We start from the raw sequence: 25,681 nt of genomic DNA, 5'->3' as shown, positions 1-25,681 counted from the left end.
GCGTACGCCGCCGGCTACGCGTAGACGTGGGGCGCGAGCACCGCGACGTCGCGCAGGTTGCGGTACTTCTCCGCATAGTCGAGGCCGTAGCCCACGACGAACTCGTTCGAGATGTCGAACCCGATGTAGCGGCAGTCGACCTCGACCTTGGCGGCATCCGGCTTGCGCAGCAGGGCGAACACCTCGACAGACGCGGCTCCGCGCGAGGCGAAGTTCTCCAGCAGCCAGCTCAGGGTCAGCCCGGAGTCGATGATGTCTTCGACGATGAGCACGTGCTTGCCGGTCAGGTCGCTGTCGAGGTCTTTGCGGATCTGCACGACGCCGCTCGACTTGGTGCCCGTGCCGTACGACGACACCGCCATCCAGTCCATCGTGATCTCGCGCGGCAGCGACCTGGCGAAGTCGGCCATCACCATGACGGCACCCTTGAGCACACCCACCAGCAGCAGATCGCGCCCTTCGTAGTCGGCGACGACACGCGCCGCGATGTCATCGAGCTTGGCCCGGATCTGCTCCTCGGTGACGAGGACTTTCGTGATCTCACTCTGAACGTCGGCGGCGCGCATGGGCCGATTCTACGTGCGGGCGCACCCCCTGCTGCAGGGGTCGAGCCGTCTCTATGCTGAGCGCGACGGGCGATGGTGCCCGGCGCGACGGAAGGACTCCCTATGGCAGGGCTCGACGACATCCTCTCGAAACTCCCGATCGATCAGATCGCCGCGCAACTGGGCGTCGACCCGGCCACGGCGCAGAAGGCGGTGAAAGAGGGCGGCGCCACGATCCTCAGCGGACTGCAGCACAACGCGTCGACTCCCGACGGAGCCGCCGCACTCGAGAAGGCGCTGGGCAGCCACGCCGGCACGACCGGCGCGGTCGACCTGAACGCGGTCGACACCGCCGACGGCGAGAAGATCCTCGGTCACGTCTTCGGCGGGCGCCAGGGCGAAGTCGCCCAGAAGCTCACCGATGAGCCGAAGACAGCCGGCATCGACTTCGGCCAGCTCCTGCCGATGCTCGCGCCGATCGTGATGGGCATGCTCGCGGGCAAGCAGACGGGCACGACCCAGAGCGCGGCGGGCGCCTCGACGGGAGAGTCCGGCGGCGGCATCGGCGACCTCATCGGGGGCCTGCTCGGAGGCGGGTCGGGCGCGAAGTCGGGCGGCGGCATCGACATCGGCGGCATGCTGGGCGGCCTGTTCGGCGGCGGCAAGTAGCCGCGCGCGCGACGCGGATGCCGGGGCCCCGGCATCCGCTCAGTCTGCGTCGCCGCGGACCGTCTCGGGGCTCACGACGGTCAGCTCGATCGTCTCGGCCATCTCGGGCGCGGTGGTCACCCACGTGACCTCGATGTACCACTGGCCGTCGTCGGTGTCTTTGCGGAAGCCGTCGGCGATGCGCCGCCCCTCCTCGGTCTCGCGCACCCGCTCCTCGGTCCACCCGTCGGCGGCGAGGTGGTCCGAGATCGCCGAGGCGGCGGTCGCCGAGGCGTCGGGCTCGCTCACGAGGTTGATGGTGCGGTAGACCTGCCACCACGCGGGATCGGTCGGCTTCTGCTCGGCGGAGTTCGTGTCGCCGTAGCGGGCCTGCGACTCGGTGCCGACGATCTCGTCGATCGCGTCGGCGGCGATCTGGGCGGTCAGGTCGTCGGTGAGGCGCTCGGCCTCGACCCGGAAGTCGTCGAGCTTGCTGTCGGTCTGCATCGTGCAGCCTCCCAGGGTGAGTGCGAGCAGGGCGGCGACCGCGGTCGCGACGATTCGGCGCATGGTGTCCATCGTGTCGGTCATCCGCCGGAGACGGTGATGTAGGTGGGGGTGTAGTCGTCGCGGTCGAGCCCGTCGATGACGACCGGCCCGCTCACGGTGACGATCGTCTGGCTCTCGGCGTAGACCTCGGCCTGGCCGCCGGTGATGACGGCGACCATGTTGTCGAACGCGGTCGAGCCCACCGTGTAGAGCGACGAGTGGCTGTCGATCGACGACGGGGTGCCGTTGCCCGGCACGTTGTAATCCTCGATGTGGGCGCTGTCCATGTCGGAGTCGACGATGCGGCCGGTCTCGAGCCGCGTGACGCCGTCGGCGTGCAGCGTCGTCTGCCCGTGCAGGGCGATGGGGTCGCTCTCGTTCGCCTGGATGAGCCCGACCACGAGGTCGTTGCGGCTCATCATCGCGTAGTGGGGCACATCGGAGGTGTTCGGGAAGTCGGCCACCCCCTGCACGCCGTCGCCCATGCCGGCCGCCGCGACGTACAGCACGCGGTCGGCCGACAGCCCCGCCTTCTCGGCGAGGCCGACCACGGCGCCGCCGTAGCTGTGGCCGAGCACCGTGAGCGTGGCAGGAGTCGACACCTGCACCCCGGCCGCGAAGTCGCGCAGCCGCGGCCCCAGGTCGTGCGAATACGACGTGCTCATCGCCTCGGGGATGCTCTGCGGGAACTCGCCGCCCGCCCACTGGAACACGGCCGTCGACGCGCCCGCGGCGCGGGCGAGGTCGGCTGCGCGCGCATCGCCGAAGTCGGTGATGTTCGAGCCGGTGCCCGGCACCGAGATCGCGACGTTCACCACCCACGACGGGATGTCGCCGGTGGCCGGGTCGAGCGCGCCGTGGTAGGTCGCGATGGCCCCGCGCGACGGGTCGAAGACCACGACGCGCGCCCCCGTGTCGAGGCGCTGCGTGCCGTCGCGATCGGTCCAGTACACCTTCTGGTCGAGCAGCCCGCGGTAGTAGTCGATGAGCGTCTGCTGCTCGGCGACGAGGTCGTCGTAGACGCGGTCGATGCCGGACTCGGAGTGGTAGGCCGACGCGTGCGCCTGATCTCTGAGTCCCTCGAGCCGGTCGATCTCGGCCTGCCGCGCGGCGATCTCGCGCTCGATCGAGATGCGGTTGGCGGCCACCCTCGCGGCGATCGGCAGCCCGTCGAGGTTACCGATGATCTGCGGATCGGCCTCGGTGAGCCGGCGCCGGTCGCCCTCGTCGAGGCTGTCCCATACGCGCCGCACGAGCGCGGGGTCGCCGAGCCCTGCGATCTGGGCGGCGGTGAGCGCATCGGTGTCACCTGCCCACAGGGCGGCGGATGCGGCGACTCCGCCGAGCCCGACGGCACCGTCGTGCGTGAGCTCGGCCACCAGCGAGATGCCCGAGAGCCGGTCGGCCGTGCGGCGATCGAGCTCTTCGCGCTCGTCGTGCAGGGCGTTGTAGTGGGCTCGAGACGAGCGGTACTCGTCGATGGCGCCCTGCCAGCGCCGCAGGTAGGAGGCATCGTCGAGATACAGCCACGAGGGCAGCACGTCGTCCCAGCCGAGCGACCAGCCCACGAGTCCCTCGGAGGTCGCGTTGAGCGCCTCCGCCCGTCGCGACCAGATCGCGGCGTAGTCGTCCTGCGCCCGCGTGAGCGCGAGGTCGGCGCGCAGCGCCAGGTCGGCGAGCGCGTCGGCGTAGTCGTCGAGGATGCCGGCGGCGGTGTCTGCCGCATCCGCGGTGCGGGTGAGGCGGTCGCTGAGCAGCGTGATCCGAGGGCGCAGCGCATCGACGCTCTGCGCCGTCACCGGGTTGAGGGCGGTCAGCGCGCGCACGGCGCTCGTGCTGCGGACGCGCTCCGACTCGGCCCGCGAGCGGAAGAAGGCGGCCAATCCGCGCGCCGACTCGACGCTGCCGCCAGCGGGGTCTGCGGCGATGCCGGGCAGACTCACCCGTCGCTCCCCGCGAGCGCGGCATCGGTGCGGCGCAGCTCGTCATGCACCGTGGTGGTGTCGGTGGCGAGCTCGGTCGCCGCGCCCGCGAGCGATGTCATCGCCGCCTTCACGACGGCGTCGACGCCCACGAGCGCCGATTCGACCACCGACGAGCCGAGCACCGAGAAGGCAGGGCAGAACGCCTCGAACACCGACTCCCCGGCCTGCGTGAGACACGTGACAGCGGCGTCGAAGTCTGCGTTGGCATATTCGATGTCGGCCATGATCCTGCCCCCACCCTAGGGGGCGCGCACGTCTCAGCGGGCGGTGAACACGATCTGCCCACCGCTGCGTGCCGCGGTGCACGCGGGAAGGTCGATCGGGCCCTGGCCCGACCATTCCGTCACCAGGCGGGCGACTTCGAGGGTCTGGGTGCGGGTGAGGCTCTGCCCGAACTCGGCGTCGACGACGTGCCGGATGATGCGATGCCGGAGGGCTGCGGGATTGGCCGCGAGCGCCGCGACCGACACCGAGATTCCCGCTTCGGCGTGCTCGACGATGTCTTCGATCGTCTCGTCGATCATCTCGGCGAACGCCTCGGCGTCTTCTCTCGACTGCGCCGCCGTGCGCGCCAGCGCCTCGGCGACGCCGGGGCCGAGCTCGGCCTCCAGCACCGGCAGCACGCGCTCGCGCACCCGCACGCGGGCGAAGCGCTCATCGACGTTGTGCGGGTCGTCCCACGGGTCGAGGCCCTCGGCCACGCAGGCTGCGCGGGTCGTCGCGCGGCGCACGTCGAGCAGGGGCCGCAGCAGCGTCGCGTCGTGCACGGATGCCGTCGGCGCCATGCCCTGCAGGCTACCGGATCCCGAGCCACGAGCGAGGCCCAGCAGCACCGTCTCGGCCTGGTCGTCGAGGGTGTGGCCGAGCAGCACCGCGTGAGCGTTCAGCCGGGTCGCCGCCGCCGCCAGCGCACCGTAGCGCGCGGCGCGCGCGGCCGCCTCCGGGCCGCCCTCCTCGGCGACCTCGACGGCGACCACCTCGGCCCCGAGCCCCAGGGCGCGGGCCCGGTCGGCGGCGGTGGCGGCCGCATCCGCCGATCCCGGCTGCAGACCGTGGTCGATCGTCAGCGCGACCGCCCGCACGCCCCGCTTGGGCGCCTCGAACGCGGTCGCGGCCGCGAGGGCGAGCGAGTCGGCTCCGCCCGAGAGCGCCACCACGACGGTTGCGCCGGTCGGCACCGTGTCGAGCGCGGTCCGCACGGCACGGCGCACCTCGGCGACGGCGGGGTCGAGGCCTGGTCTGCGGTCGGGCATGCCCCCACGGTATCCGGCCCGCGACTAGGCTTTACTGCGGCCATTCACAGACTCTCCGAAGGAGCACCACCATGGGCGCGTACGACGCCGTCATCGAGATCCCGCGCGGCAGCCGCGTCAAGTACGAGGTCGACCACGGCACCGGTCGCGTGTTCCTCGATCGCGTGCTGTTCACCCCGATGGGATACCCCGCCAACTACGGCTTCTTCGAAGACACCCTCGGCGAAGACGGCGACCCGCTCGACGTGCTGCTGCTGCTCGACCGCGACCTCTACCCCGGCGTCATGGCCAAGGTGCGTCCCGTCGCCGTGCTCAAGATGAGCGACGAGGCCGGCGGTGACGACAAGGTCGTCGCCGTGCTGGCGAAGGACCCCCGCTGGGCCCACATCCAGGACGTCGACGACATCGACGAGTGGACCCGCGGCGAGATCGGCCACTTCTTCGAGCACTACAAGGACCTCGAGCCCGGCAAGTGGGTCAAGGTCGACGAGTGGGCGAACGCCGCAGAGGCCGAGCGCCTCGTGGCGGAGGCCTTCGACCGCTTCCAGGCAGAGGGCGCGCAGACCGCCACGCAGGGCGAGGGGCACGCCCCCAAGACCATCTGACGCGTCGTGCGCGAAAGAGGCGGATGCTGACGGCATCCGCCTCTTTCGCTTTTCAGACCGAGATGCCCCGCTTGGCCATGAAGGTGATGGGGTTGACCGGCGAGCCGTTGACGTAGGTCTCGAAGTGGCAGTGGCAGCCGAAGGAGTTGCCGGTGTTGCCCTCTGCGGCGATCAGCTGGCCCGCCTTGACCGTCTGGCCGTAGCGCACGTAGATGCCGCCGTTGCGGATGTGGCCATAGCCGGTGCCGATGCCGTTGCCGTGGTCGATCTTGATGTAGTTGCCGTAGCCGCCGTTGTAGCCCGCGTAGACGACCGTGCCGGAGTGGGCCGCATAGATGCCCGCACCGCACCCGGCGGCGAGGTCGACGCCGTAGTGGAAGCCGCTGGAGCAGTAGCTGTTGCCGCACTGCACGGTGCGGGGGCCGTAGCCGGAGGTGCGCCAGCCCGACGAGGGGCGCGCCCAGCCGGAGCTGGTCGTGGAGCCGCCCTTGCCGCCGCTCGAGCCGCCGGAGCTGCCGCCCTTCTCCGCGGCCTCTCTCGCCTTGCGCTCTGCTTCTTCCTTCGCCTTGCGCTCGGCCTCCGCCTTCGCCTTGCGGCGCGCCTCGACACCCTCCTTGTATTCGGAGATCGTCTTCGCCGTGCTGTCTTTGAGGGCGGCCAGCTGCGCCTCGAGGGTCGCGAGGTTCGCCTGCTGCGCGTCGAGCGCCGCCTGGGCGGCGTCGGCGGCCTGCTGCGAGGCGACCATCTTCTGCTCCGCGACCTGCTGCAGGCGGTCGCGCTCGTCGCGGGCGACCTTCGCCTGGTCGCTCAGGCTCTGCGCCGAATCACGCGCCGTGACAGCCTCGGCGTAGACCGACTGATTGCGCGAGATGAGCTTGTCCATCGTGCCCAGGCGCGCGAGCAGGTCGTCGGCAGAGGCCGCCGATCCGGCGAAGAACAGCTCGAGCGAGGCATCGTCGCCGCCCGAGCGGTAGAGCTGCGAGGCGACCTGGCCCGCCTTGTTGGCAGCATCCACCGCCTTCTGGGCCTGCTCGTCGGCCTGCTCCTGCAGGGTTTCGGCGCGCTGCGCGGCGTCGAAATAGGCCTGCTGGGCGTCGTAGAACTCGTCGGCCGCCTGCTCGGCGAGCGCCTGGGTGCGGGCCACCTCGGACTGGAGCCCCGAGATCAGACCTTCGATGCGGGAGACCTCGGCGGCCTTCGCACTCTCGCTCTTCTTGGCCTTCTGCACGTCGTCCCAGCTGGGGTAGTCGACGGCCCACGCGTTCGAGACGAACGGCGTGGCCACGGCGCCGAGGGCCACGAGGCCGAATGCACCCAGCCCAAGAGCGCCGCGACGGCTCAGCGTCGGCCAGAGCGCGCGGCGCTCCTGCGCCGAGGGCGCGCAGCCGCACTCGTCGTAGCTCTGCTCAGGATCCACCGGGCTCTCCATCCCGTAGGCAACATCGTTCACATTAGCAACATGAGTCACACGGGTGAAAGGTTCTTCTCGACTCAATAGTGCGCCCGCTCGCGCAGAACCGCATCGGGTCATTCCACCCTGGTTCTGCCGCATCGCAGGGTGGGCGCGCCCTCGATTCGCGAATCCGTTCTGGATCGCATATGCTTGACCCTCGGTAAGCGTGAGCCCCAGGGTTCGCTCGGCCCCATCGTTTAGCGGCCTAGGACGCCGCCCTTTCACGGCGGTAGCACGGGTTCGAATCCCGTTGGGGTCACTTTCCACACAACTCAATAAGCATGGCCCTGTAGCGCAGTTGGTTAGCGTGCCGCCCTGTCACGGCGGAGGTCGCGGGTTCAAGTCCCGTCAGGGTCGCTCTGAGCGACGGGCCCTTTTCTGAAGGGCCTTTCGTTTAGCAATGCGGCATCGCGTCGATCCGTCGATACGGATGCTGCATGGCTCTGTAGCTCAGTTGGTAGAGCGCACGACTGAAAATCGTGAGGTCACGGGATCGACGCCCGTCGGAGCCACAAGGATGACCGTTACAGTCATCCCAGAAACCCTCGCCTAGCTTCTACATGGCGGGGGTTTTGCTTTCCCCGGTGAGGGCCGGTCCTTTCCTCTTCTTTCCCCCGGCGCCTGGATCTCTGCCCCGTCGATGCCGGAATGCGAAACGCATCTGTGCACACGTCGGTCTGCGACGCGATTCGTCGACCCGGTGCGGCACCCGCGCACGCGCGCGGTCCTGGAAGGAGCGCACCCGAGCGCCGAGGAAACAGCCGGGAAACACGCGCGACGCCCGACGCGACATCGCGAGCCCCTCGGGACGCGCACGCCCGTTGCGATTCGCGCACAAATGAAACACGCGGGCGGTGCGATTCGAAGTGCAACCGTGTTCCGCTCCCCGATCGGCGACTTCAGGATGGACATCACCCGAAGCAGCAAGGAGGTGGATGACGAGTGACTCAAGCAATCACGACGACGAACAGCCTGTCGCGCCGATCGCGGCGCGACACGATGTGGGCGGGGCTGCTGCTCCTGCCGGGCGCGCTGTTCGTGCTGCTCTTCGCGATCATCCCGATTCTCGTCGTCGCCAGGAACAGCTTCGCGGAGGTCGATGTCTACGGAGCCGTGCAGGGCGGCTGGACGCTCGAGAACTACCTCGCGCTGACCGACCCCGTGTACTCCAAGACGCTGTGGTACAGCCTCGGGATGGCCGCGCTCAACACGATCGTCTGCCTGATCGTCGGCTACATCGTGTCGTACTACATCGTCTCCCAGCCGGCCCGGAGGCAGCCTGTTCTGCTGCTGCTGGTGATCATCCCGTTCTGGACCGACTTCCTGGTGCGCACGTTCGCATGGATCACGCTGCTCGGGTCGGGAGGTCCGATCGTCGGCTTCCTGGATCTGATCGGACTCGACGTCGGCACACTCGTCCCGAGCCAGGGCGCCGTCGTCATGTCGCTGCTGTACGCCTTCCTGCCGGTCGCGGTGTTCCCGATCTACGCGTCGATGCGCGGAATCGATCCGTCACTGAAGGAGGCCGCCGCCGACCTCGGCGCCGGATGGTGGCAGACGCAGGGGCGGGTGTTCGTTCCGCTCAGCGCCCCCGGGATCCTCGGAGCGTCTCTGCTGACCTTCGTGCCGACGCTCGGTGTCTTCGTGATCCCCGTGCTGCTCGGCGGGGGCAAGGAGCTGCTGGTCGGGAACCTGATCGTGACCCTGTACACGGAGTTCCGCAATCAGCCGATGGGGGCAGCGGTGTCGATGGTCGTCCTCGTTCTGATGATCATCTCGATCGCGATCGTGGGCGGCCTGCTCGGGCTGCGCAGAAGGAAGGCATGATGGACCGCCTCGTCGGATGGATCGCCAAGCTCGTCTTCGTCTTCCTCTACGTGCCGATCTTCACGGTGATCGTGTACTCGTTCAACGCCGCCAACTCGTCACGCGCGTGGGGTGGATTCAGTCTGCGCTGGTATGCCGAGCTGTTCCAGGACCGCGGCCTGATGCAGGCACTGCAGGTGAGCCTCATCGTCGGCGTGCTGACCGGCATCATCTCGACCGCGATCGGCTTCCTGTCGGCGCTCGGGCTCACGCGCTATCGCGTACGGGGACGCATCTTCTTCCTCGGCGTCGTGCTCGTGCCGCTGATCCTGCCCGAGATCGTGCTCGGCGCCGCCCTGCTGACCGTCTTCTCGACCGTCGAGCTGCCGCTGGGAATCCCCACCGTCGTGCTCGGCCACATCGTGGTGTGCCTGCCGCTGACGACCCTCATCCTGATGGGCGCCCTCGGAACCCTCGACCCGAGCCTGCCCGAGGCCGCCGCCGACCTGGGCTGCACCCCGTGGACGACGTTCACTCGCGTGCTGTTCCCCCTCATGCGCTCGTCGGTGATCGCCGCATTCCTGCTCGCGTTCACCACCTCGTTCAGCAACATCGTGATCTCGACCTTCACGAGCGGTGTCGGCTCGACCACCATGCCGCTGCGCATCTACTCGATGCTCAAGACCGGCATCACCCCCGAGATCAACGCACTCGGAACCCTGCTGATCGTCGCGACCGTCGCCCTCATCTTCATCGTCGGGGTGGCGCAGATGCGCCGCATCCTCGCCGGCGGAGCGAAGACGTCGTGACCACCCGCGCCTGCACCACCCACCCGAAAGGAAGCACCATGAGGAAGTCCGCAGCCATTGCACTCGGGGTCGTCCCGCTGCTCGCGCTCACCGCATGCGCGGGAGGCACCGACAGCGCCGACGGCGCTTCGACCGAGCTCAACATCTACGCGTGGGCGGGCGAGATCCCCGACAGCGTCGTCGCGGCATTCGAAGACGAGACGGGCATCTCGGTGACCGTCGACACGTTCGATTCGAACGAGACGATGATCTCGAAGCTGGCCGCCGGCAACTCCGGCTACGACATCGTCGAGCCGAGCCAGTACGCCGTGCAGCTGCTGGTGGGCCAGGAGCTCATCGCGCCGATCGACTACGACCAGATCGAGGGCGCCGAGAACATCCAGACCAAGTTCGTCGACCCCGCCTACGACCCGGGCAACGAGCACGCCGTCCCGTGGATCTGGGGCTCGACCGGCCTGCTCTACAACATCGACTGCACGGGCGAGGAGCTCACCAGCTGGAAGTCGATGTTCGACGAGAAGTACGCGGGCAAGATCTACATGCTCGACAACATGCTCGCGTCGTACATCGTCGGCCTGCAGGTCAACGGCTTCGGCGCCGACTCGACCGACCCCGACGAGATCGAGACCGCCACGCAGACCCTCATCGATCAGAAGCCGCTGCTGGCCGGGTACAACTCGACCAACTACTACGACCTGGTCTCCGCCGGCGACGCCTGCATGTCGCTCGCGTGGGGCGGCTCGTCGGTCGCCGGCGCCCTCGCCGACAACCCCAGCCTGCGCTACATCCTGCCCGAAGAGGGCGGGACGCTGTGGACCGACAGCTTCTCGGTCGTCGCCGACGCGCCGCACAGCGACGCCGCATACGAGTGGCTGAACTTCACGCTGCGTCCCGAGATCGCTGCGATGGCCACCAACGACGGATCGCTGGCGACCACCAACGAGGCGGCGCTGGAGTTCGTGACCGACGAGAGCCTCCTCGACAACCCCGCGATCTTCGCGCCGGCAGACCAGCTCGACGCGGCCGACTTCATCGTCGACCCGGGCGAGGCCATGAGCTACTTCCAGGACGGCTGGACGCGCGTCAAGGCCTCCTGACCGCTCTCCCGCGTCCTTCGACACCCAGCCAGGAGCCCCTCATGACCTCCGCACCAGCGATCCGCCTGACCGGCGTCACCAAGTCCTTCGGCGATGCCGTGGCCGTCAATCCCCTCGACCTGGAGATCGGCACGAACGAGTTCTTCTCGATCCTCGGCCCGTCGGGATGCGGCAAGACGACCCTCATGCGCATGATCGCCGGATTCGAGACGCCAACCGACGGTGTGATCGAGCTCGACGGGGCTCCTGTGCAGGATGTGCCGGTCAGAAAGCGCGACCTGAACATGCTCTTCCAGAGCTACGCACTGTTCCCGCACCTGACCGTGTTCGACAACGTCGCGTTCGAGCTGCGCTCGCATCGCGTCGCCAAGGCGGAGCTGCACACCCGTGTGACCGAGGCGCTCGAGCTCGTGCGCCTCGGTCACCTGGGCGACCGCAAGCCCTCCGAATTGTCAGGCGGTCAGCGCCAGCGGGTCGCACTCGCACGAGCGGTCGTCGGGCGCCCCGCTGTGGTGCTCCTCGACGAGCCGCTGGGCGCCCTCGACCTGCAGCTGCGCAAAGAGATGCAGATCGAGCTGAAGCGGATGCAGCGCGAGGTCGGCATCACCTTCATCTACGTCACCCACGATCAGGAGGAGGCGCTGACGATGTCGGACCGCATCGCGGTCATGTCGGCCGGCTCGGTGCTGCAGGTCGGCACGCCCCGCGACATCTACGAGCACCCCGCCTCGCGCTTCGTCGCCGGCTTCATCGGCAGCTGCAACGTCTTCGATGCGGTCGCGACCGTCGGACAGGCAGCGGTGCCCGGCCTCGGTCCCGTGCCGGCGACCCTCATCGGCGACATCCCCGACGGCACGCCCATCGGCGTCGCGATCCGCCCCGAGCGCATCCGCATCACCGCCGGCGCCGAGCCCGGCGCCCTGGCCGGCACCATCACCGAGATGGTCTACACCGGAGACGTCTGGCGATTCGGCGTCGACCTGGGTGGGGCTGCCCACGTCGTCGTCGCGGTGCCCGCCGTCGATCTGGACTCCACTCTCACCGCGCTGTCTGCGGGCTCACCGGCGTGGGTCTCGTGGCGGGCGGAGCACGCCCGCGGCCTGGCCGCCTGAGCCGGGCGATCCGGCATCCCTCTTCCCCCCTCTTCCCCCCCCCCCCCGCATCACCCCGAGAGGAATCCTCGTGCGCATCGCTGTCGCCCAATTCGGACCCACAAAGGACCACACCGCCAACGCGCTCACCATCGCGCAGCTGACCGCCGACGCCGCACGCGACGGCGCGCAGCTGGTCGTCTTCCCTGAAGAGGCCATGATGCTCACCGACGGGCACGACCTGCCGCTTCACGAGGTCGTCGCCGAGGTCTGGCCGCAGTTCATCGGTCTGCTGGCCCGCCTCGCGGTCGAACACGGCATCGCCGTCATCGCCGGCGGTTACGAACCCAACGGCACCTCACGCCCGCACAACACTCTCGTCTGCGTCGACCATGCCGGCGCCGTCATCGCGGAGTATCGAAAACTGCACCTGTACGACGCCTTCGCCTACCAGGAGTCGGGCTACGTCACCGCCGGCGCGGAGCTGCCGCCGGTCGTGGAGATCGACGGCGTGCGCGTCGGCCTCATCAACTGCTACGACATCCGATTCCCCGAGCTCGCGCGTCATCTGGTCGACAGCGGAGCCGACGTGCTCTCGGTGTCGGCGGCATGGGTCGACGGCCCTCACAAAGAGGACCACTGGACGACCCTGCTGCGCGCCCGCGCGATCGAGAACACGGTGTGGCTCGCCGCGGCCGGCACCATCACCGACGAGTGCATCGGGCGCAGCTCCCTCATCGATCCGCTGGGTCTGGTCGTCGCCGACCTGGGCAAAGACGCTGCCGCCGTCGCCGTGGCCGACATCGACACCGCTCGCACCTCGGCGGTGCGTCAGACCCTGCCGGCCCTCGCCAACCGCCGCATCCGCCTCACCTACGAAGTCACGGAGGCCTCGTGAACGTCACCCTCAATCCACTGCCCTCGGCGCTCGACGACGCCCTGCGTGCCAAGATCGCGGACCTCTCGTTCCCGACGCTCGGCCACTACCTCGAAGAGGGCTTCGCCGACCCGACGCTGCGTCGCGAGGTCGGGACCGCGAAGGTCGTCGGCCCCGCCGTCACGGTTCGCACTCTGCCGACCGACTCCACACTGCTGCACCACGCCGTCAGCGACCTGCGCCCCGGTGATGTGCTCGTCGTCGAGACCGGCGGAGACCGCCGCCATGCACCCGTCGGCTTCGTCGTCGCTGCGGCCGCCGCGGCCGCGGGGGCCGCCGGCATCATCGTGGACGGCGTCATCACCGACTGCGAAGAGATCGCAGAGCTCGGCATCCCCGTCTACGCCTATGGGCGCAGCGTGCTGACGACCAAGCTTCAGGGGTTGGACGGCGGCGGGGTCAACGTTCCGATCGTCGCCGGTGGTGTCGGGGTGCGCCCGGGAGACATCGTCCTGGGCGACGCGAACGGGCTGCTGTTCGCCCCGGAATCCGTGCTGCAGAACATCATCGAGATCGCTCTGGCCGACGACGCGGAGGAACCCGAACTCGTCGCCGCCATCCGTCAGGGCGCCCGCCTGGGCGACGAGACCGGAGCGACCGCCACGGCGCGCGCCCTCGCCGCCGCTGACTGACCTTACCGACGACAGCGAAAGAGATTCCAACGATGTTCCTCAAAGCCGCCATCAACGGCGGGCGCACCCGCGACGAGGCGCCCACCGTCCCGCTGACCCCTGAGGAGATCGCGCGTGCCTCCGCGGCGGCCGTGGCCGCCGGGGCAGACATCGTGCACGCCCATGCGCGCCGCCCCGACGGCTCGCAGACGATCGACCCCGAAGACATCGGCGCGATGATCCGCGCCATCCGAGCGCACGACTCCTCGATCATCGTCGGCACCACCACGGGCCTGTGGACGTGCGATGGGCATGACGACCGGATGCGGCTGCTCGCGGCCTGGCCGGAGGACGCGCTTCCCGACTTCGCGTCGGTCGCGTTCTCGGAGGAGGGCGCCGCCGAGGCGGCCCGCCTGGTGCTGAGCAAGGGCATGGTGCTCGAGAGCGCCGTCTGGTCGCGCGAGGATGTGCCTGCCCTCCTCGCAGCCGACACTCTGCACGAGAATGTGCGCATCCTCATCGAGCCCGAAGTGGAGGATCCCGACGTCGCCGTCGAAGAGTGCCGCGCCATCGCCGCCATGCTGCGCGGCGCCGGCGTCACGTGCTCGATCCTCTACCACGGGGCCGACCAGACCGCGTGGCCGGTGATCGCCGCCGCCATCGAGGACGGCGTGCAGACGCGCGTCGGGCTCGAGGATGTGCTGGTGCTCCCCGACGGCGCAGCCGACGGGAATGTGCCGATGATCCGCACGGCCCGCGCGATGGCCACGGCGTACACTTCCTGAGGGGAGCAGCACGAGGGCGCGGATGACAGACGAGATCGATCGCAGGATCATCGAGGCGCTCAATCGCGACGGGCGCCGCGCATACACGTCGATCGCCGCGCAGCTCGAGGTCAGCGAGGCGACCGTGCGGGGTCGCGTGGCGCGGATGCAGCGCGCCGACGTCATGAAGATCGTCGCGCTGTGCAACCCGCTCACGATGGGCCACCAGCCGTTGCGGCTGATGATCGATGTGCGCGAGCACACGCCCCGGTCGGTTGCCAGGGATCTCGTGCAGATCGGCGCCGTCAACCACGTCTCGCTGTGCGCGGGCGCGCACGACATCTACGTCGAGGCGACGTGCCGGGATCTGCCGGCCGTGCGCTCACTCGTCGACGAAGTCCGCCGCGTGCCGGGGGTCGCCGAGGTGCACACGCATCTGCTCACCGAGCTCTACAAGGACTACTCGTGGATCGGGCTGCGCGGCGCCGCAGGTCAGGTCGAGTCGCCCGAGCAGACGGGGCGATAGCCGTCGCCCTCTGCCGCCTCAGTCGCCGGCTTCGCCCGGCGGGCGCCGGCCCACTCGCTCCCGGAACCCCTCCCACAGATAGCTGTCCTTGAGGTTCTCCAGGACCACCGACGTCTCGACACGATCGATCCCGCGGATGCGGCGCAGCTCGGTGTGCAGGAACTGCGAGAGCGCCTCGTTCGTCTCGAAGCGCACATCGACGACCAGGTCGAACTCGCCGAGCGTCGCCGCGATGAACTTGACCTCGGGGTGCTTGGCGAGGTGGTTCGCGACCACTTCGACACCCACGTCCCGCACGCGGATCAGGAGGTGGCACTCGACCTGCTGCATGCGGATCGGGTCGGGCATCGCCACCACCTGCACGACACCCAGATCGCGCAGGCGGTTGTATCGCGAGCGCACCGACACCTCGCTGAGTCCGACGTTGCGTGCGATCTCGCCGAACGAACGGCGCCCGTCGACGCGAAGCTGATCGATGATGCGGCGATCGATGTCGTCGGCGAGTAGCGGGTCCACAAGACCAGTCTCGCGCGCCGGGGAGCCCGACGACACCCGACCCTCCCGGATGCCGCCGCCTCAGGCCACCGAGACGTCCACCTGGATCTCGGCGGCGAGCTCTTCGAGCACCGCCTGCAGCACGGTGAGGTCGGCGCCCGCGGGCACGCGTGCCAGCACCGTCGCCTCGAAGAGGCGCCCGCCCGACATGGCGGCATCCTTCGTGCGTGTCTCGAGATGATCGATGCTCACGTCGTGGGCGCCGAGGGCCGCCGAGATGTCGCGCACGATGCCGGGGTGGTCGTTGCCGAGCACCGTCAGCGTCACCTGGCGCCGCGGCTCGTCGACCTCGCCGAGGCCCGTGCGCACCGACACCGTCAGGGTGCCCTCGAGGGCGCCGAGAGCCTCCTGCAATTCGGCCGAGCGCGCCTCCGGCACGGCGACCTCGATCACCCCCGCGAAGGTTCCCGCGAGCTCGGCCAGCTGGCTGCGCTCCCAGTTGCCGCCGTGCGTGTCGACGATCTGCGCGACGGCCGCGACGAGACCCGCGCGGTCGTCTCCGATGACGGTCAGGATGAGGGTGCTCACGGTCCGAGCGTACCCAGGGGGCGCGTCGCCGCCTACAGCTCTCCGGGTGCCGTCGCCTGCGCGTCGAGCTCTTCGACGAGGTGCCGAGCGGTGCTGACCTCCTGGCCCGGCCCCCGCGGCGCGTACACGACGAGCGAGTGGAAGACGAAGCGCACGACGAAGGCCACGACGAGCGTGAGGGCGGTGGCCACGACCGCCGAGAAGTGCCAGCTCTCGACCATCACCGCGATGATCGGGATGCGGATCGCAGCCTCGGCGTTGTTGAACGTGAACGACTTCGCGAACCGCGCCCACACCCCCGACGCCTCACCGCGCATGTCGGCGAAGACGAACCGCTCCTGCAGCACGAAGTTGCCGATGATGGTGGCCTCGGCGGCGATGATCGCCGCGACGATGTAGTCCACACCCCAGTGGGTGAGCGCCCACACGATCGCGACGTTCGCGAGCGCGCCGACGCCGCCGATCACGGCGAAAAGCGACATCTTGCCGAACCGCAGCGCCGTCAGCTGCGTCATGAAGTGCAGTCCCTGCCGCAGCGAGGCCTTCGACTCGCCGGCATGCCGATCGGCGAAGTCGAACGGCACCTCGGCGACCGAGAGGTTCTGGCGAGCGAGCATCTCGAGCAGGATCTTGAACCCGCGTGGCTTGAGGGTCGCGAGGTCCAGGCGGCGCCGGTCCACGAGGAAGAACCCGGTCATCGGATCGGTGACCGTCCGAAGCCGGATCGGGAACATCGCCCTGGTCAGAGCCGTCGACACCTTCGACACGAACACCCGCGTGCGATCGGCGAGGCCATGCGCCGTGCCGCCGCCCGCGTAGCGCGAGGCGACGACGACGTCGACGTCGCCTCGTTCGAAGCGCTCCAGCATCTCGGGGATCTTCTCCGGCGGATGCTGCAGATCGCCGTCCATCACCAGGCACAGGTCGGCCGCGGCCGCGGCGAACCCCTCGAGGACGGCCCCGCCGAGCCCGCCGCGGGGCGCGTCGCGGTGGATCACCCGCACGGGAAGCGGAGCCGCCCCGGATGCGGTGCGCACCGCATCCGCCGTCCCATCGGTGCTGTCGTCGACGAAGAGGATCTCGGCATCGATGCCGGCCAACGCGGCCGACGTGCGGCGCACGAGCTCCGGCACGTTGGGGGCCTCGTTGAAGGTGGGGACGATGATGGTCAGGCGCATCGTGCTCCATCGTCCCACGGGAATCTTTCCGTTTACCGTGCAGACACTAGACCGACACCGCTGTTTCGCAATACAGTGGCCTTGATCTTCTGGTCGCGGTTCGGAGACGCAGAAGCTCGTGGGGGAAAACGCGGGCGCGTCTGGCGACCAGTGATCTCCGCAATGGGGGATATTGCGGAAGTTCGTCACTGGGGAAACGATGCTGCGCACGCCGCGGGCTTCGTCGTTCGTTGAACGGCGGCGCCGATGACTACTTTTGCAGATCCGGGGGGGATCTCGGCAACGGTCGCGCCTGCGCGCCTGGCCGGCGTTCCCGCCACGTTCGTCACGCCGCGCACCGCGCCGGCGATCGAGCGCAGAAAAGCGTGGCAGCGCAGTTACCGCCACCGGCTGGTGCTCTCTGACACCGTCACGGTGCTGCTCGCCTCGGCGTCGGCCGCCTGGCTGCAGCTGATCGGTGGCCAGGTCGTGCGCACCGATGCAGCGCTGGTCTATGGCCATGCCTTCGTGGCGACGGTCGTCATCTGGATGCTGATGCTCTGGGTGTTCCAGACGCGCGACCCGCGTCTGCACGGGCACGGCGCTGCGGAGTACCGCCGTGTGGTGCACGCCACAGGCATGGCGTTCGGGATCGCCGCGATCGGGTTCGTGCTGCTGCAGTCGCAGGGGCTGCGGATGCAGCTGCTGGTGGCGCTGCCGGCCGGAATGGGCGGTCTGGTGTTCGGCCGCTGGCTTCAGCGGCGCTGGCTGCTGCGGCAGCGGACTTCGGGCCGGTTCGTCTCGCGCGCCGTCGTGGTCGGCCGCAGGCGCGACGTCGAGTACGTCATCCGCACGCTGCACGAGAACACGCTGCTGGGCTACAAGGTCGTCGGCGTCGCACTCGATGACGACGCGCACGGAGCGATTCCGCTCGACGGCGAGCTCTTCCCCGTTCTCGCGGGGTCCGACCGCGCACACCTGGTCGCCTCTCAGCTGAGCGCCGACGCCGTGATCGTCGCGAGCACTCCTGACGGCGACTCCGACTATCTCAAGCGGCTGGCCTGGCGACTGGAGGGAACAGCGGCCGAGCTCGTGCTCTCGAGCCCGCTGGCCGACGTCGCCGGCCCGCGGATGACCCTGCGCCCTGTCGAGGGTCTGCCGCTCGTCCAGGTGGAGATCCCGACGTTCGAGGGGTCGTCGTACGCCTTCAAGCGGGCCCTCGACCTCGTGGTGGGCCTGGCCGGAATGGCGGTGGTGGCGCTCGTGCTGCCGTTCGTGGCGATCGCCGTCGCCCTCGACGACCGCGGCCCCGTCTTCTTCCGCCAGCGCCGTATCGGCCGCGACGGCCGCGCCTTCGACATCCTGAAGTTCCGCTCCATGTCGGTCGATGCCGAACAGCGCCTCGCCGAGCTCGGCGACAACGATGGTGCCGGCCCCCTGTTCAAGCTCAAGCAGGATCCGCGCGTGACCAGGGTCGGCCGCATCCTCCGTCGATTCTCGCTCGATGAGCTGCCGCAGTTCTGGAACGTGCTGGTGGGCGAGATGAGCGTCGTGGGGCCGCGGCCTCCCCTGCCGCAGGAGGTGACGACCTACGACGGCACCCTCTTCCGGCGGCTGTACCTCAAGCCCGGGATCACCGGCGCCTGGCAGATCGGCGGGCGCAGCGACCTCAACTGGGAAGAGAGCGTGCGACTGGATCTGCGCTACGTCGAGAACTGGTCGGTGACGGGGGATCTCATCATCATGTGGCGCACCGCCAAGGCCATGGTCAAGCCGGAGGGGGCGTACTGATGCGCGCGACGCGACGCGACCACGCAGCCTCGGTCCTGTTCGTCGGCGTGAACTACGCTCCCGAGCCCACCGGCATCGGCCCCTACACCGCCGGCATGGCGGAGGGGCTCGCCGAACGCGGGTGGGATGTGTCGGTCGTCACGAGCTATCCGCACTACCCCTGGTGGCGAGTGCCCGATGAGCACCGTGACACGCCACCCCGATCGCGCATGCGCGGGGTGAGCGTGCATCGGCTCCACCACTACCTGCCGAGCAGGCACAACACGATCACCCGCGCCCTGCACGAGGTGACCTTCGGCCTGCGCGCCGTGCTCACGCCGTGGGAGCAGGCCGACGTCGTCGTGCTCGTCAGTCCCGCGCTGCTCGCCTCACGCCTGGCGTGGATCAAGGCACGCCTGAAGGGCGTGCCCGTGGTCACGTGGGTGCAGGACATCTACACGCTCGGGGTCAAAGAGGCCGGAGCGGGCAGGGGTGCCGGTCTCATCGCGCGCTGCGAGCGCCAACTGGCCGACGGCTCGAATCGCGTCGTCGTGATCCACGACCGCTTCCGTCGCATGTTCGCCGAGCAGCTCGGCGTGCGTGCCCCGATCGACGTCGTGCGCAACTGGTCGCACGTGCCGGACATGAGTGACAGCCGCAGCGAGCAGACGCGCGCCGCCATGGGCTGGGCGCCCGACGACGTCGTCGTGCTGCACGCGGGCAACATGGGCGCCAAGCAGGGCCTCGAGTCGGTCGTGCGCGCGTCGCAGCTGGCCGCCGAGCGCGGATCGCGCGTGCGATTCGTACTGCTCGGAGACGGCAACCGCCGGGCCGCGCTGGAGCAGATGGGCGCGAACCCGCGCCTGCAGTTCATCGATCCGCTCGGCGACGACGACTTCCACTCCGTGCTCGCCTCGGCCGACATGCTGCTGGTCAACGAGCGCCCTGGGCTGACCGAGATGTCGGTGCCGAGCAAGATGACGACCTACTTCGCGACCGGTCTGCCGGTGATCGCGGCCGTCGACGAGCGCAGCACCACCTACGACGAGATGATCGCCGCCGACGCAGGTCCCTGCATCCGCGCAGACGACGCCGAGGCGCTGCTCAACGCCGCCGAGGCCCTCGCCCTCGACCCGGAAGCGGCGCGCACGCATGGACGCTCCGCTCGCGCCTACCGCGAGCGCCTGCTGACGCAGCGCGCGGCGATCGACGAGTTCACCCGTGTGCTGAACGCGGCGCGCGTGCCGGTGCCCGACTGGGCTCCGGTACCGGTCACGCTCGCCAGGGCGTAGTCCGCAGCGCCCCCTCAACGCGACTACGCCGGCGCGCGGGGACCCTTCGTGGGTCCCCGCGCGTTCGCCTTTGCTCGGCCCGTGTCAGAAGCAGGTCAGGGAGCATGAACGAGGGGCCCGGAGCGCTGCGCGCCCCGGGCCCCTCGTTCGTCCGCGCTCAGGGAGCGCTGTAGGTGAGCACCAGCGTCGGACGGTAGGCGGTCTGCGTCGTGTCCTTCGACCAGAACCGCAGGTTGTCGGAGCCGGTGTCGGTGATCACGAACGAGACGTTCGTGCCGACCAGCGATGCCAGCGGCGCCGCGTTGAGCGTCGACGAGTACGCCGTGTTCGCGTTCACGAGGCCGCTGAGGTTGCCCAGCGAGGCTCCCGTCGCGGTGGGGCGGTTCGCCCAGGTCAGGGTCGACTCCGTCCAACTCGACGAGACCAGGGCGACCGCGTGCTGATCGGCCGATCCGGATGCCGCATCCGTGGTCGTCCTCAACTGCAGCACGGCGGAGGTCAGCACCGTCCCTGCCGGCGCCGCCGGCAGGTCGAACGAGACGAAGCTCTGCAGCTGCCCCGACGTGCCGCCTCGGGTCGACAGATAGTTGACCGTGCCGTAATTGGTCCCGCTGGCGGATTGCGCCACCATCGCGTCCTTCGACGCGACCACCGAGACGGTCACCGGTTCGGTGGCCGGCTCCGGCACGACGACCTCTGCGGAGGACGACGGATCGCTCACGTTGCCGGCTGCGTCGACGGCGGCCACGCGGTAGTACCACGTGCCGACGGCGACCCCGCTCTGCGAGAACGACGTGCTCGTCGAGGTGCCGACCTGGCTCGCCGCGTTCGCGGTGAACCCGGACGTCGTGCCGCGGTAGACGCGGTACCCGGTGACGGCGACGTTGTCGGTGGAGGCCGACCAGTCGACCGTCACCGCCCCCGCGGCCGTCGCCGTGCCCGAGACCGAGCCGGGGGTCGACGGTGCGACCGTGTCGGGCTCGGGGTCGGGGTCGGGCGTGGAGGTCGGCGTGTACTCGAGCGTCAGGATCGGGCGCCGGGTGGTTCCGGTGCCTTCCTTCGACACGAGCCGCACGTTGTCGGTGGAGGTGCTGCGCAGCGCCAGCGACACCTCGGTGCCGGTGAGCGATGCCAGCGCATCCGCGTCGAGGGTGACCGTGTACGTCGTGTTCAGCGCCGTCGCACCGCTCAGCGTGCCGATCGTCGATCCGAATCCGGTCGTCGGGCGGTTGGTCCACGTCGTGGTCGCCTCCGCCCAGCTGCCGGTCATGACCGACACCTGGTGCGAACCGGTGGAGTTGGCCGTCGAGTCGGTCGAGGTGGTCAGGCGCAGGGTCGCACCCGTCAACTCAAGACCGTCCGGCGCCGCCGGGATGGCGAACCTGAGGTACGACTCGATGCCCGAGCCCCCCGAGCTGCTGCGCGCGGAGATCTGGTTGCTCGTGCCGTACACGGTGTTCGCCGCGGCCTGCGCGACCATCGTGTCCGCGAGGACATTGGCCGTGAGGGTCACCGGCTCCACCGGCTCGGATGTGTCGATCGTCGCCGAGGCCGACGTGCTCGCGGAGCTCGCGTTGCCTGCGGCGTCGACGGCCACCACGCGGTAGTGCCACGTGCCGTCGGCCAGTCCCGAATCGGTGTAGGTCGTCGCCGTGGGCTCCGCGATCGGCGTGAGACCGCTGATCGAGAAGCCGGCCGACGTGCCCCGGTAGACCGCGTAGTGGTCGACCGCGATGTTGTCGGTGCTTGCCTGCCACTGCAGGGCGATGTCGGTGCCCGCCGCGGTCGCCGTGAGCGATCCAGGAGTCGAGGGCGCCGTCGTGTCCGCCACCGTCACCCCCACCGAATCGGTGGGCGTGCTGACGTTGCCCGCCAGGTCGTATGCGGCGACCCGGTAGTAGCGGGTGCCCGTCGAGCTGGTGGTGTCGGTCCACTCGGTGGCCGTCACCCCGTCGGCGACCAGGCTGGCGGCATTCGCCGTGAAGCCCGCCGTCGATCCGCGGTAGACCCGGTACCCGACCACCCCGACATCGTCGGTGGACGCCGACCAGGTGAGGTCGACGGTGCCATCGGATGCCGCGGTGCCCTCGAGGCCTCCCGGCGTCGACGGTGCCTCGTCGTCGATGTTGACGATCGCCTGCGCCGAAGCCCCCGGTCCGCTCTTGTTGCCCGCGGCGTCGACGGCGACCACGCGGTAGTACCACGTGCCCTCCGCGACGTCGACGTCGGTGTAGGCCGCCGATCCCGTGTTGGCGATCGGGGTCAGCCCGCTGATCGAGAAGTTCTCGGTCGTGCCGCGATAGACCTCGTAGTGGTCGACTGCCACGTCGTCGGTGCTGGCGTTCCAGGTGAGGGCGACGTCGTCGCCCGCGACGGATGCTGCCAGGCCGCTGACTCCGCTCGGCGCGGTCACGTCGGCGATCGTCACCCCGAGGCTTCCACTGGCCGCGCTCTCGTTGCCCGCGGCGTCGTATGCCGTGACCTTGTAGTAGCGCGTGTTCGGCGTCGTGTTCGGGTCGGTCCATGCCGGCGATGCGACATCGCCGACGAGGGCGCTCGGGCTGACCGTGAAGTCGGCCGTCGTGCCCCGGTAGACCCGGTAGCCCGCCACCCCGTTGGCATCGGTCGAGGCCGTCCAGCTCAGCTGTGCAGACGTCGTGCCGTTCTGGGTGAGCCCGGTCGGGATCGTCGGAGCGATGCTGTCCTGCAGCGCGAGCACGTAGTGGTTCGCGATGGAGGTGCTCGTCAGCGCCGCCGGATAGATGGCGACCTCATCGAACTGCGCGGCGATGTAGTCGCTGGAGGGCCGGTCGGGCCATCCGCTGAGGTTGCCGCCGCCGATGCGCCAGTAGCCGTCGCCGGTCTCGCTGTTGGTCACCGAGTTCTGCGCCCGCAGGAGGTTGTCGACGTACAGCTTGATGCCGGTCGAGTCCTGCGTCACCACGATGTGGTGCCATGCGCCGTCGTTGTACGACGCCGACGACGTCACGGCCTGCACGCTGCCCGTGTAGACGCCGTAGGTGAGGCGGCCGTTGTTGAGCATGTAGAGCTGCTTGTCGTAGGAGCTGCCACTGCCGGTCGGGGTGTTCTCGAAGCCGATGATCTTGCCACCCGAGGTGGTCGTGGTCTTCAGCCAGAGCTCCAGCGAGTACGACGACGGTGCCGAGACCTGCCCGGTCGTCACCACTCCGGTGCCGTTGTTGTTCGAGCCGGGAGTCTGCAGCGCGCCGCCCGGGAACTTCAGGTTCGCCGTGATGCGGCTGACCCCGCTGCCGATGACGCCGTCGCGTGCGCCGATGTAGGAGGAGTCCTCCGCCACCGAGCCGCTCGACTCGTCGAAGCGCCAGTACGAGTTCGGGTTGTCGCTGTAGACCGAAGCCCCGTAGGCGTCGGCGGGCGCGTCGTTGACGTCCACTTCGCCGCCACCGGCGACGTAGTGCGCGATCGCCTGGTTCTGCGTCAGGGCGTATCCGTAGACGGCGGTCTCGTCGAGCTGACCGTCGTAGAAGCGGGTCGCGGTGCTGCCGGATCCGTTCTCGGGCCACGAGTTGAGGTTGTCGCCGCCGACGTGCCACGTGCCGTAGTACTGCTGGTTCGTGGTGACGTTGTTGCGACCGACCTCGGTGCCGTCGATGTAGAGGCGCATGCCCGAGCTGCCCTGCGACGCCACCAGGTGGTGCCACACGCCGTCGTTGTAGGCCTTGTCGGTGCGCAGCGTCCGCACGGCGCCGTCGTAGATGCCGAACCGCACGCGGCCCGTGCCGTTCTCCATGTAGACCATGCGGTCGTAATTGGAGCTGATCGTGTCGTTGCCGTTGTCGGTGCGCGGACGCCCGTTGCCGTAGTTGACGAGCACGCCGCCGGTCGTCGAGGTGGTCTTGAACCACGTCTCGATCGAATAGGTGGTGGGGCCGTACGAGATCTGGTCGTTCCAGATGTACTGGCTCGCCCCGTCGAACACGGCGCTGCTGCTGGAGTCACCCGGCAGCGCTCCGGCGTCGTAGGTGACGCCGTTCTGCGCGATGCCGTTCTTGCCGTTGCCGGTCTGACCCGAGTTGTCGATCACCCAGGTGCCGGAGTCGTCATAGCGCCAGTAGAGAGTCGGATTGTCCGAGATCACCTCGTCGGCGTAGGGCGACGCCGTCGCCGAGGCCACGCCTGTTCGCGAGGCCGACAGCGCACTCTGGTTGCCGGCGGCATCGACCGCCCTCACCCGGTAGGTGTAGGTCGTCCCCGGTGTCGCCGTCGAGTCGACGAACGTCACCTGCGGACGCGTCCACCAGTTCGACGTCGCCGTGATCGGGTCGCCGAGCTGGACGTTGTTGCGATACAGGATGTAGCTCAGCGGGCCGTCGTCGGGGTCGACCACCGACCGGGCGCTGATCTGGAGGGCGCCCGGAGTCACCGCGCGCACGTTCACCACGGGAGTGGCGGGCACCCCGGTGTCGGTCGTGCTGAAACGCGTCAGACCCTGCTGCGCCGCGCTGTTGACGTTGGTGAACTCGCCGCCGACCCAGAGGTACTCGGCGCCGCCGACGTTCGCGACGGTCAGCGCTCGGCCGCCGATGCCTTCGCCCGTGCCGTCGTTGAGGGTCGGGAACCAGCCCACCATCTTCTGGGTGGCGTCATCGGTGTTCGTCGCGCTGAGATAGATGCGGCGTCCGTCGGGGAAGCCGCCCATCGACGAGCAGTCGTGGTGGTGGTGCGCCTGGTAGAGCTGACCGTTCTTGACCAGCAGCGCCTGCACGGCGCCGAGGCAGGTGTCGCGCCAGACCTGGTCACCCGTCGACCAGCTGAACTTCGCCGTGCCGTCGAAGACGCCGCCACCGCTGCCCTCGTTGCCGATGTAGAAGTAGGTGCCGTCGGTCTCGATGGCCTTGGTGAACGAGCAGGGGTGGATGAAGTTGGTGGATGCCCCCCAGTTGGCGGGGTTGCTCTGGTACGCCTTCACGACGGCGCCGGTCGAAGCGTCGACCATCGCGATGCTGTGCGTGTTGGTTCCGTTGACGGTGTAGAAGGCACCGCCGAGCACCAGCTTCGTGCCGTCGGGCGAGATCTCGATGGCGCGTCCCTGCGAGGTGGCGTCGGCCGTCGTGCGGCACTCGATGCCCGGCTCGGGCCGTGTCTCCATGTTGCCGACGGCGTCGGCGATCCAGTTCTGATCGAGCACGCCTGCCCGGTTCACCTTCGCGAAGCTGCGCCGGTCCTGTCCGGCGACGGTCTGGAAGAGGCCGCCGAAGTACACGGCATCCGAGGTGACCTCGAGCGAGTAGACGAACGACGAGATTCCGCTGACGCTGAAGCTCGTGACGCTGCAGGTGTTCACGTTGATCTCGGCCAGTCGGGTGCGCCCCACGCCCCCGATGCTGTTGAAGTTTCCGCCGACGAACACCGTCTGGCCGTCGGGCGACGCTTCGGCCGTGTACAGCCGCGCCGTGCCGCCGGTGAGGGCCGCGGGCAGCTGGCACGTCGCCGGCTGCCCGGTCGCGGCGTCGAAGATGGCCAGGCCGGCGACGTTCTGCGCAGATCCGCTCTGGCCGCTCCCCGGCCTGATCTGCGTGAACTCGCCGACAGCGACGACCTTGCCCTGCGACGAGGCCAGGGCGCGCACGACGCCGTTGGTCTGCCAGGTCGGCAAGTTGTCTGCGCTGAATGTCAGCCCCGGACTCAGCGCCTGTGCCGATGTGGCCGGAAGTGCGG

At 69.3% G+C, this 25,681-nt stretch carries 22 protein-coding genes and 3 tRNA genes; 15 read left to right on the top strand and 10 right to left on the bottom strand.

The genetic code is table 11. The annotated features are described in order from the left end of the window. Positions 1 to 14 precede the first annotated feature (14 nt). Positions 15 to 566 (bottom strand): hypoxanthine phosphoribosyltransferase, encoded by a 552-nt coding sequence (gene hpt, locus OAW74_RS15315; protein WP_262875262.1) that lies wholly within the window; start codon positions 564 to 566, stop codon positions 15 to 17. 102 nt (positions 567 to 668) lie between these two features. Between hpt and OAW74_RS15310 the strand changes: the two genes are divergently transcribed. Continuing rightward, positions 669 to 1,214: a DUF937 domain-containing protein gene (locus OAW74_RS15310; protein ID WP_262875261.1), complete on the top strand. Its 546-nt coding sequence runs from the start codon at positions 669 to 671 to the stop codon at positions 1,212 to 1,214. 39 nt (positions 1,215 to 1,253) lie between these two features. Here the strand turns inward: OAW74_RS15310 and OAW74_RS15305 are convergent, their stop codons facing one another. From OAW74_RS15305 to tilS, 4 genes are read right to left on the bottom strand one after another with little or no spacing between them, the layout of a single operon-like run. Beyond that, entirely contained in the window at positions 1,254 to 1,784 is a 531-nt protein-coding gene (locus tag OAW74_RS15305) for a hypothetical protein (RefSeq protein ID WP_262875260.1), read from the bottom strand. Then, on the bottom strand, positions 1,781 to 3,685 hold the full coding sequence (locus tag OAW74_RS15300; RefSeq protein WP_262875259.1) for an alpha/beta hydrolase family protein: 1,905 nt from the start codon (positions 3,683 to 3,685) through the stop codon (positions 1,781 to 1,783). The genes OAW74_RS15305 and OAW74_RS15300 overlap by 4 nt, the downstream gene beginning before the upstream one ends. Beyond that, on the bottom strand, positions 3,682 to 3,951 hold the full coding sequence (locus OAW74_RS15295; RefSeq protein WP_262875258.1) for a hypothetical protein: 270 nt from the start codon (positions 3,949 to 3,951) through the stop codon (positions 3,682 to 3,684). The genes OAW74_RS15300 and OAW74_RS15295 overlap by 4 nt, the downstream gene beginning before the upstream one ends. Before the next feature lie 33 nt (positions 3,952 to 3,984). After that, positions 3,985 to 4,980 (bottom strand): tRNA lysidine(34) synthetase TilS, encoded by a 996-nt coding sequence (gene tilS / locus OAW74_RS15290; RefSeq protein ID WP_262875257.1) that lies wholly within the window; start codon positions 4,978 to 4,980, stop codon positions 3,985 to 3,987. 71 nt (positions 4,981 to 5,051) lie between these two features. On the opposite strand from tilS, the gene OAW74_RS15285 reads away from it, so the two are divergent. Then, entirely contained in the window at positions 5,052 to 5,585 is a 534-nt protein-coding gene (locus tag OAW74_RS15285; protein ID WP_262875256.1) for an inorganic diphosphatase, read from the top strand. Positions 5,586 to 5,637: 52 nt separating this feature from the next. Here the strand turns inward: OAW74_RS15285 and OAW74_RS15280 are convergent, their stop codons facing one another. Continuing rightward, the gene (locus OAW74_RS15280) at positions 5,638 to 7,014 is read right to left on the bottom strand and encodes a M23 family metallopeptidase (protein WP_378734175.1); all 1,377 of its coding nucleotides are present in this window, start codon (positions 7,012 to 7,014) and stop codon (positions 5,638 to 5,640) included. A 210-nt stretch (positions 7,015 to 7,224) separates the two neighbouring features. Here OAW74_RS15280 and OAW74_RS15275 point away from each other — a divergent pair. The 11 genes from OAW74_RS15275 to OAW74_RS15225 all read left to right on the top strand — a co-directional run bounded on the left by OAW74_RS15275 (position 7,225) and on the right by OAW74_RS15225 (position 14,679). Further along, positions 7,225 to 7,297: transfer RNA gene (locus tag OAW74_RS15275), tRNA-Glu, on the top strand. A 24-nt stretch (positions 7,298 to 7,321) separates the two neighbouring features. Further along, positions 7,322 to 7,395 (top strand) — tRNA-Asp (locus OAW74_RS15270). Between the two features lie 82 nt (positions 7,396 to 7,477). Beyond that, positions 7,478 to 7,550 (top strand) — tRNA-Phe (locus OAW74_RS15265). A gap of 430 nt (positions 7,551 to 7,980) precedes the next feature. After that, on the top strand, positions 7,981 to 8,865 hold the full coding sequence (locus OAW74_RS15260) for an ABC transporter permease (protein WP_262875254.1): 885 nt from the start codon (positions 7,981 to 7,983) through the stop codon (positions 8,863 to 8,865). Further along, complete coding sequence (locus OAW74_RS15255) at positions 8,865 to 9,653, top strand: ABC transporter permease (RefSeq protein WP_262875253.1); 789 nt, start codon at positions 8,865 to 8,867, stop codon at positions 9,651 to 9,653. Before OAW74_RS15260 ends, OAW74_RS15255 begins: the two co-directional genes overlap by 1 nt. A 38-nt stretch (positions 9,654 to 9,691) precedes the next feature. Then, a complete protein-coding gene (locus OAW74_RS15250) occupies positions 9,692 to 10,750 on the top strand; it encodes an ABC transporter substrate-binding protein (RefSeq protein ID WP_262875252.1) in 1,059 nt (352 codons plus the stop codon). A gap of 41 nt (positions 10,751 to 10,791) precedes the next feature. Continuing rightward, positions 10,792 to 11,862, top strand: coding sequence for an ABC transporter ATP-binding protein (locus tag OAW74_RS15245; protein ID WP_262875251.1), 1,071 nt, complete (start codon positions 10,792 to 10,794; stop codon positions 11,860 to 11,862). A 70-nt stretch (positions 11,863 to 11,932) separates the two neighbouring features. Continuing rightward, a complete protein-coding gene (locus OAW74_RS15240; protein WP_262875250.1) occupies positions 11,933 to 12,739 on the top strand; it encodes a carbon-nitrogen hydrolase family protein in 807 nt (268 codons plus the stop codon). Further along, complete coding sequence (locus OAW74_RS15235) at positions 12,736 to 13,410, top strand: RraA family protein (protein WP_262875249.1); 675 nt, start codon at positions 12,736 to 12,738, stop codon at positions 13,408 to 13,410. Before OAW74_RS15240 ends, OAW74_RS15235 begins: the two co-directional genes overlap by 4 nt. Before the next feature lie 32 nt (positions 13,411 to 13,442). After that, positions 13,443 to 14,174, top strand: coding sequence for a 3-keto-5-aminohexanoate cleavage protein (locus tag OAW74_RS15230; RefSeq protein ID WP_262875248.1), 732 nt, complete (start codon positions 13,443 to 13,445; stop codon positions 14,172 to 14,174). Between the two features lie 22 nt (positions 14,175 to 14,196). After that, positions 14,197 to 14,679 (top strand): Lrp/AsnC family transcriptional regulator, encoded by a 483-nt coding sequence (locus OAW74_RS15225; protein ID WP_262875247.1) that lies wholly within the window; start codon positions 14,197 to 14,199, stop codon positions 14,677 to 14,679. Positions 14,680 to 14,697: 18 nt separating this feature from the next. Here OAW74_RS15225 and OAW74_RS15220 read toward each other — a convergent pair whose 3' ends face one another. From OAW74_RS15220 to OAW74_RS15210, 3 genes are read right to left on the bottom strand one after another with little or no spacing between them, the layout of a single operon-like run. Further along, entirely contained in the window at positions 14,698 to 15,195 is a 498-nt protein-coding gene (locus tag OAW74_RS15220; protein ID WP_262875246.1) for an Lrp/AsnC family transcriptional regulator, read from the bottom strand. Positions 15,196 to 15,255: 60 nt separating this feature from the next. Continuing rightward, positions 15,256 to 15,762, bottom strand: coding sequence for a glycine cleavage system protein R (locus OAW74_RS15215; protein ID WP_262875245.1), 507 nt, complete (start codon positions 15,760 to 15,762; stop codon positions 15,256 to 15,258). Between the two features lie 32 nt (positions 15,763 to 15,794). Next, complete coding sequence (locus OAW74_RS15210; RefSeq protein WP_262875244.1) at positions 15,795 to 16,940, bottom strand: glycosyltransferase family 2 protein; 1,146 nt, start codon at positions 16,938 to 16,940, stop codon at positions 15,795 to 15,797. A gap of 246 nt (positions 16,941 to 17,186) precedes the next feature. Here OAW74_RS15210 and OAW74_RS15205 point away from each other — a divergent pair, with 246 nt between their 5' ends. Together OAW74_RS15205 and OAW74_RS15200 are read left to right on the top strand one after the other, a co-directional pair. Beyond that, entirely contained in the window at positions 17,187 to 18,710 is a 1,524-nt protein-coding gene (locus tag OAW74_RS15205) for a sugar transferase (RefSeq protein ID WP_262875243.1), read from the top strand. Beyond that, positions 18,710 to 19,981, top strand: a complete 1,272-nt coding sequence (locus OAW74_RS15200) for a glycosyltransferase (protein ID WP_262875242.1) — start codon at positions 18,710 to 18,712, stop codon at positions 19,979 to 19,981. Before OAW74_RS15205 ends, OAW74_RS15200 begins: the two co-directional genes overlap by 1 nt. Before the next feature lie 157 nt (positions 19,982 to 20,138). Here OAW74_RS15200 and OAW74_RS15195 read toward each other — a convergent pair whose 3' ends face one another. Beyond that, the gene (locus OAW74_RS15195; RefSeq protein WP_262875241.1) at positions 20,139 to 25,619 is read right to left on the bottom strand and encodes a CBM96 family carbohydrate-binding protein; all 5,481 of its coding nucleotides are present in this window, start codon (positions 25,617 to 25,619) and stop codon (positions 20,139 to 20,141) included. Positions 25,620 to 25,681: the final 62 nt, after the last annotated feature.

Source organism: Microbacterium fluvii (genome assembly GCF_025515205.1).
In the GTDB taxonomy this organism is placed as follows: Bacteria; Actinomycetota; Actinomycetes; order Actinomycetales; family Microbacteriaceae; genus Microbacterium; species Microbacterium fluvii.
Note: the sequence above shows the minus strand (reverse complement) of the source record. Positions and strands in the feature narration are given on the sequence as shown.

Coding starts and splice junctions, on each gene's coding strand:
- hpt (WP_262875262.1), bottom strand. CDS start 566: ATGCGCGCCGCCGACGTTCAGAGTGAGATCACGAAAGTCCTCGTCACC.
- OAW74_RS15310 (WP_262875261.1), top strand. CDS start 669: ATGGCAGGGCTCGACGACATCCTCTCGAAACTCCCGATCGATCAGATC.
- OAW74_RS15305 (WP_262875260.1), bottom strand. CDS start 1,784: ATGACCGACACGATGGACACCATGCGCCGAATCGTCGCGACCGCGGTC.
- OAW74_RS15295 (WP_262875258.1), bottom strand. CDS start 3,951: ATGGCCGACATCGAATATGCCAACGCAGACTTCGACGCCGCTGTCACG.
- tilS (WP_262875257.1), bottom strand. CDS start 4,980: ATGCCCGACCGCAGACCAGGCCTCGACCCCGCCGTCGCCGAGGTGCGC.
- OAW74_RS15285 (WP_262875256.1), top strand. CDS start 5,052: ATGGGCGCGTACGACGCCGTCATCGAGATCCCGCGCGGCAGCCGCGTC.
- OAW74_RS15280 (WP_378734175.1), bottom strand. CDS start 7,014: ATGGAGAGCCCGGTGGATCCTGAGCAGAGCTACGACGAGTGCGGCTGC.
- OAW74_RS15255 (WP_262875253.1), top strand. CDS start 8,865: ATGGACCGCCTCGTCGGATGGATCGCCAAGCTCGTCTTCGTCTTCCTC.
- OAW74_RS15250 (WP_262875252.1), top strand. CDS start 9,692: ATGAGGAAGTCCGCAGCCATTGCACTCGGGGTCGTCCCGCTGCTCGCG.
- OAW74_RS15245 (WP_262875251.1), top strand. CDS start 10,792: ATGACCTCCGCACCAGCGATCCGCCTGACCGGCGTCACCAAGTCCTTC.
- OAW74_RS15230 (WP_262875248.1), top strand. CDS start 13,443: ATGTTCCTCAAAGCCGCCATCAACGGCGGGCGCACCCGCGACGAGGCG.
- OAW74_RS15225 (WP_262875247.1), top strand. CDS start 14,197: ATGACAGACGAGATCGATCGCAGGATCATCGAGGCGCTCAATCGCGAC.
- OAW74_RS15210 (WP_262875244.1), bottom strand. CDS start 16,940: ATGCGCCTGACCATCATCGTCCCCACCTTCAACGAGGCCCCCAACGTG.
- OAW74_RS15205 (WP_262875243.1), top strand. CDS start 17,187: ATGACTACTTTTGCAGATCCGGGGGGGATCTCGGCAACGGTCGCGCCT.
- OAW74_RS15200 (WP_262875242.1), top strand. CDS start 18,710: ATGCGCGCGACGCGACGCGACCACGCAGCCTCGGTCCTGTTCGTCGGC.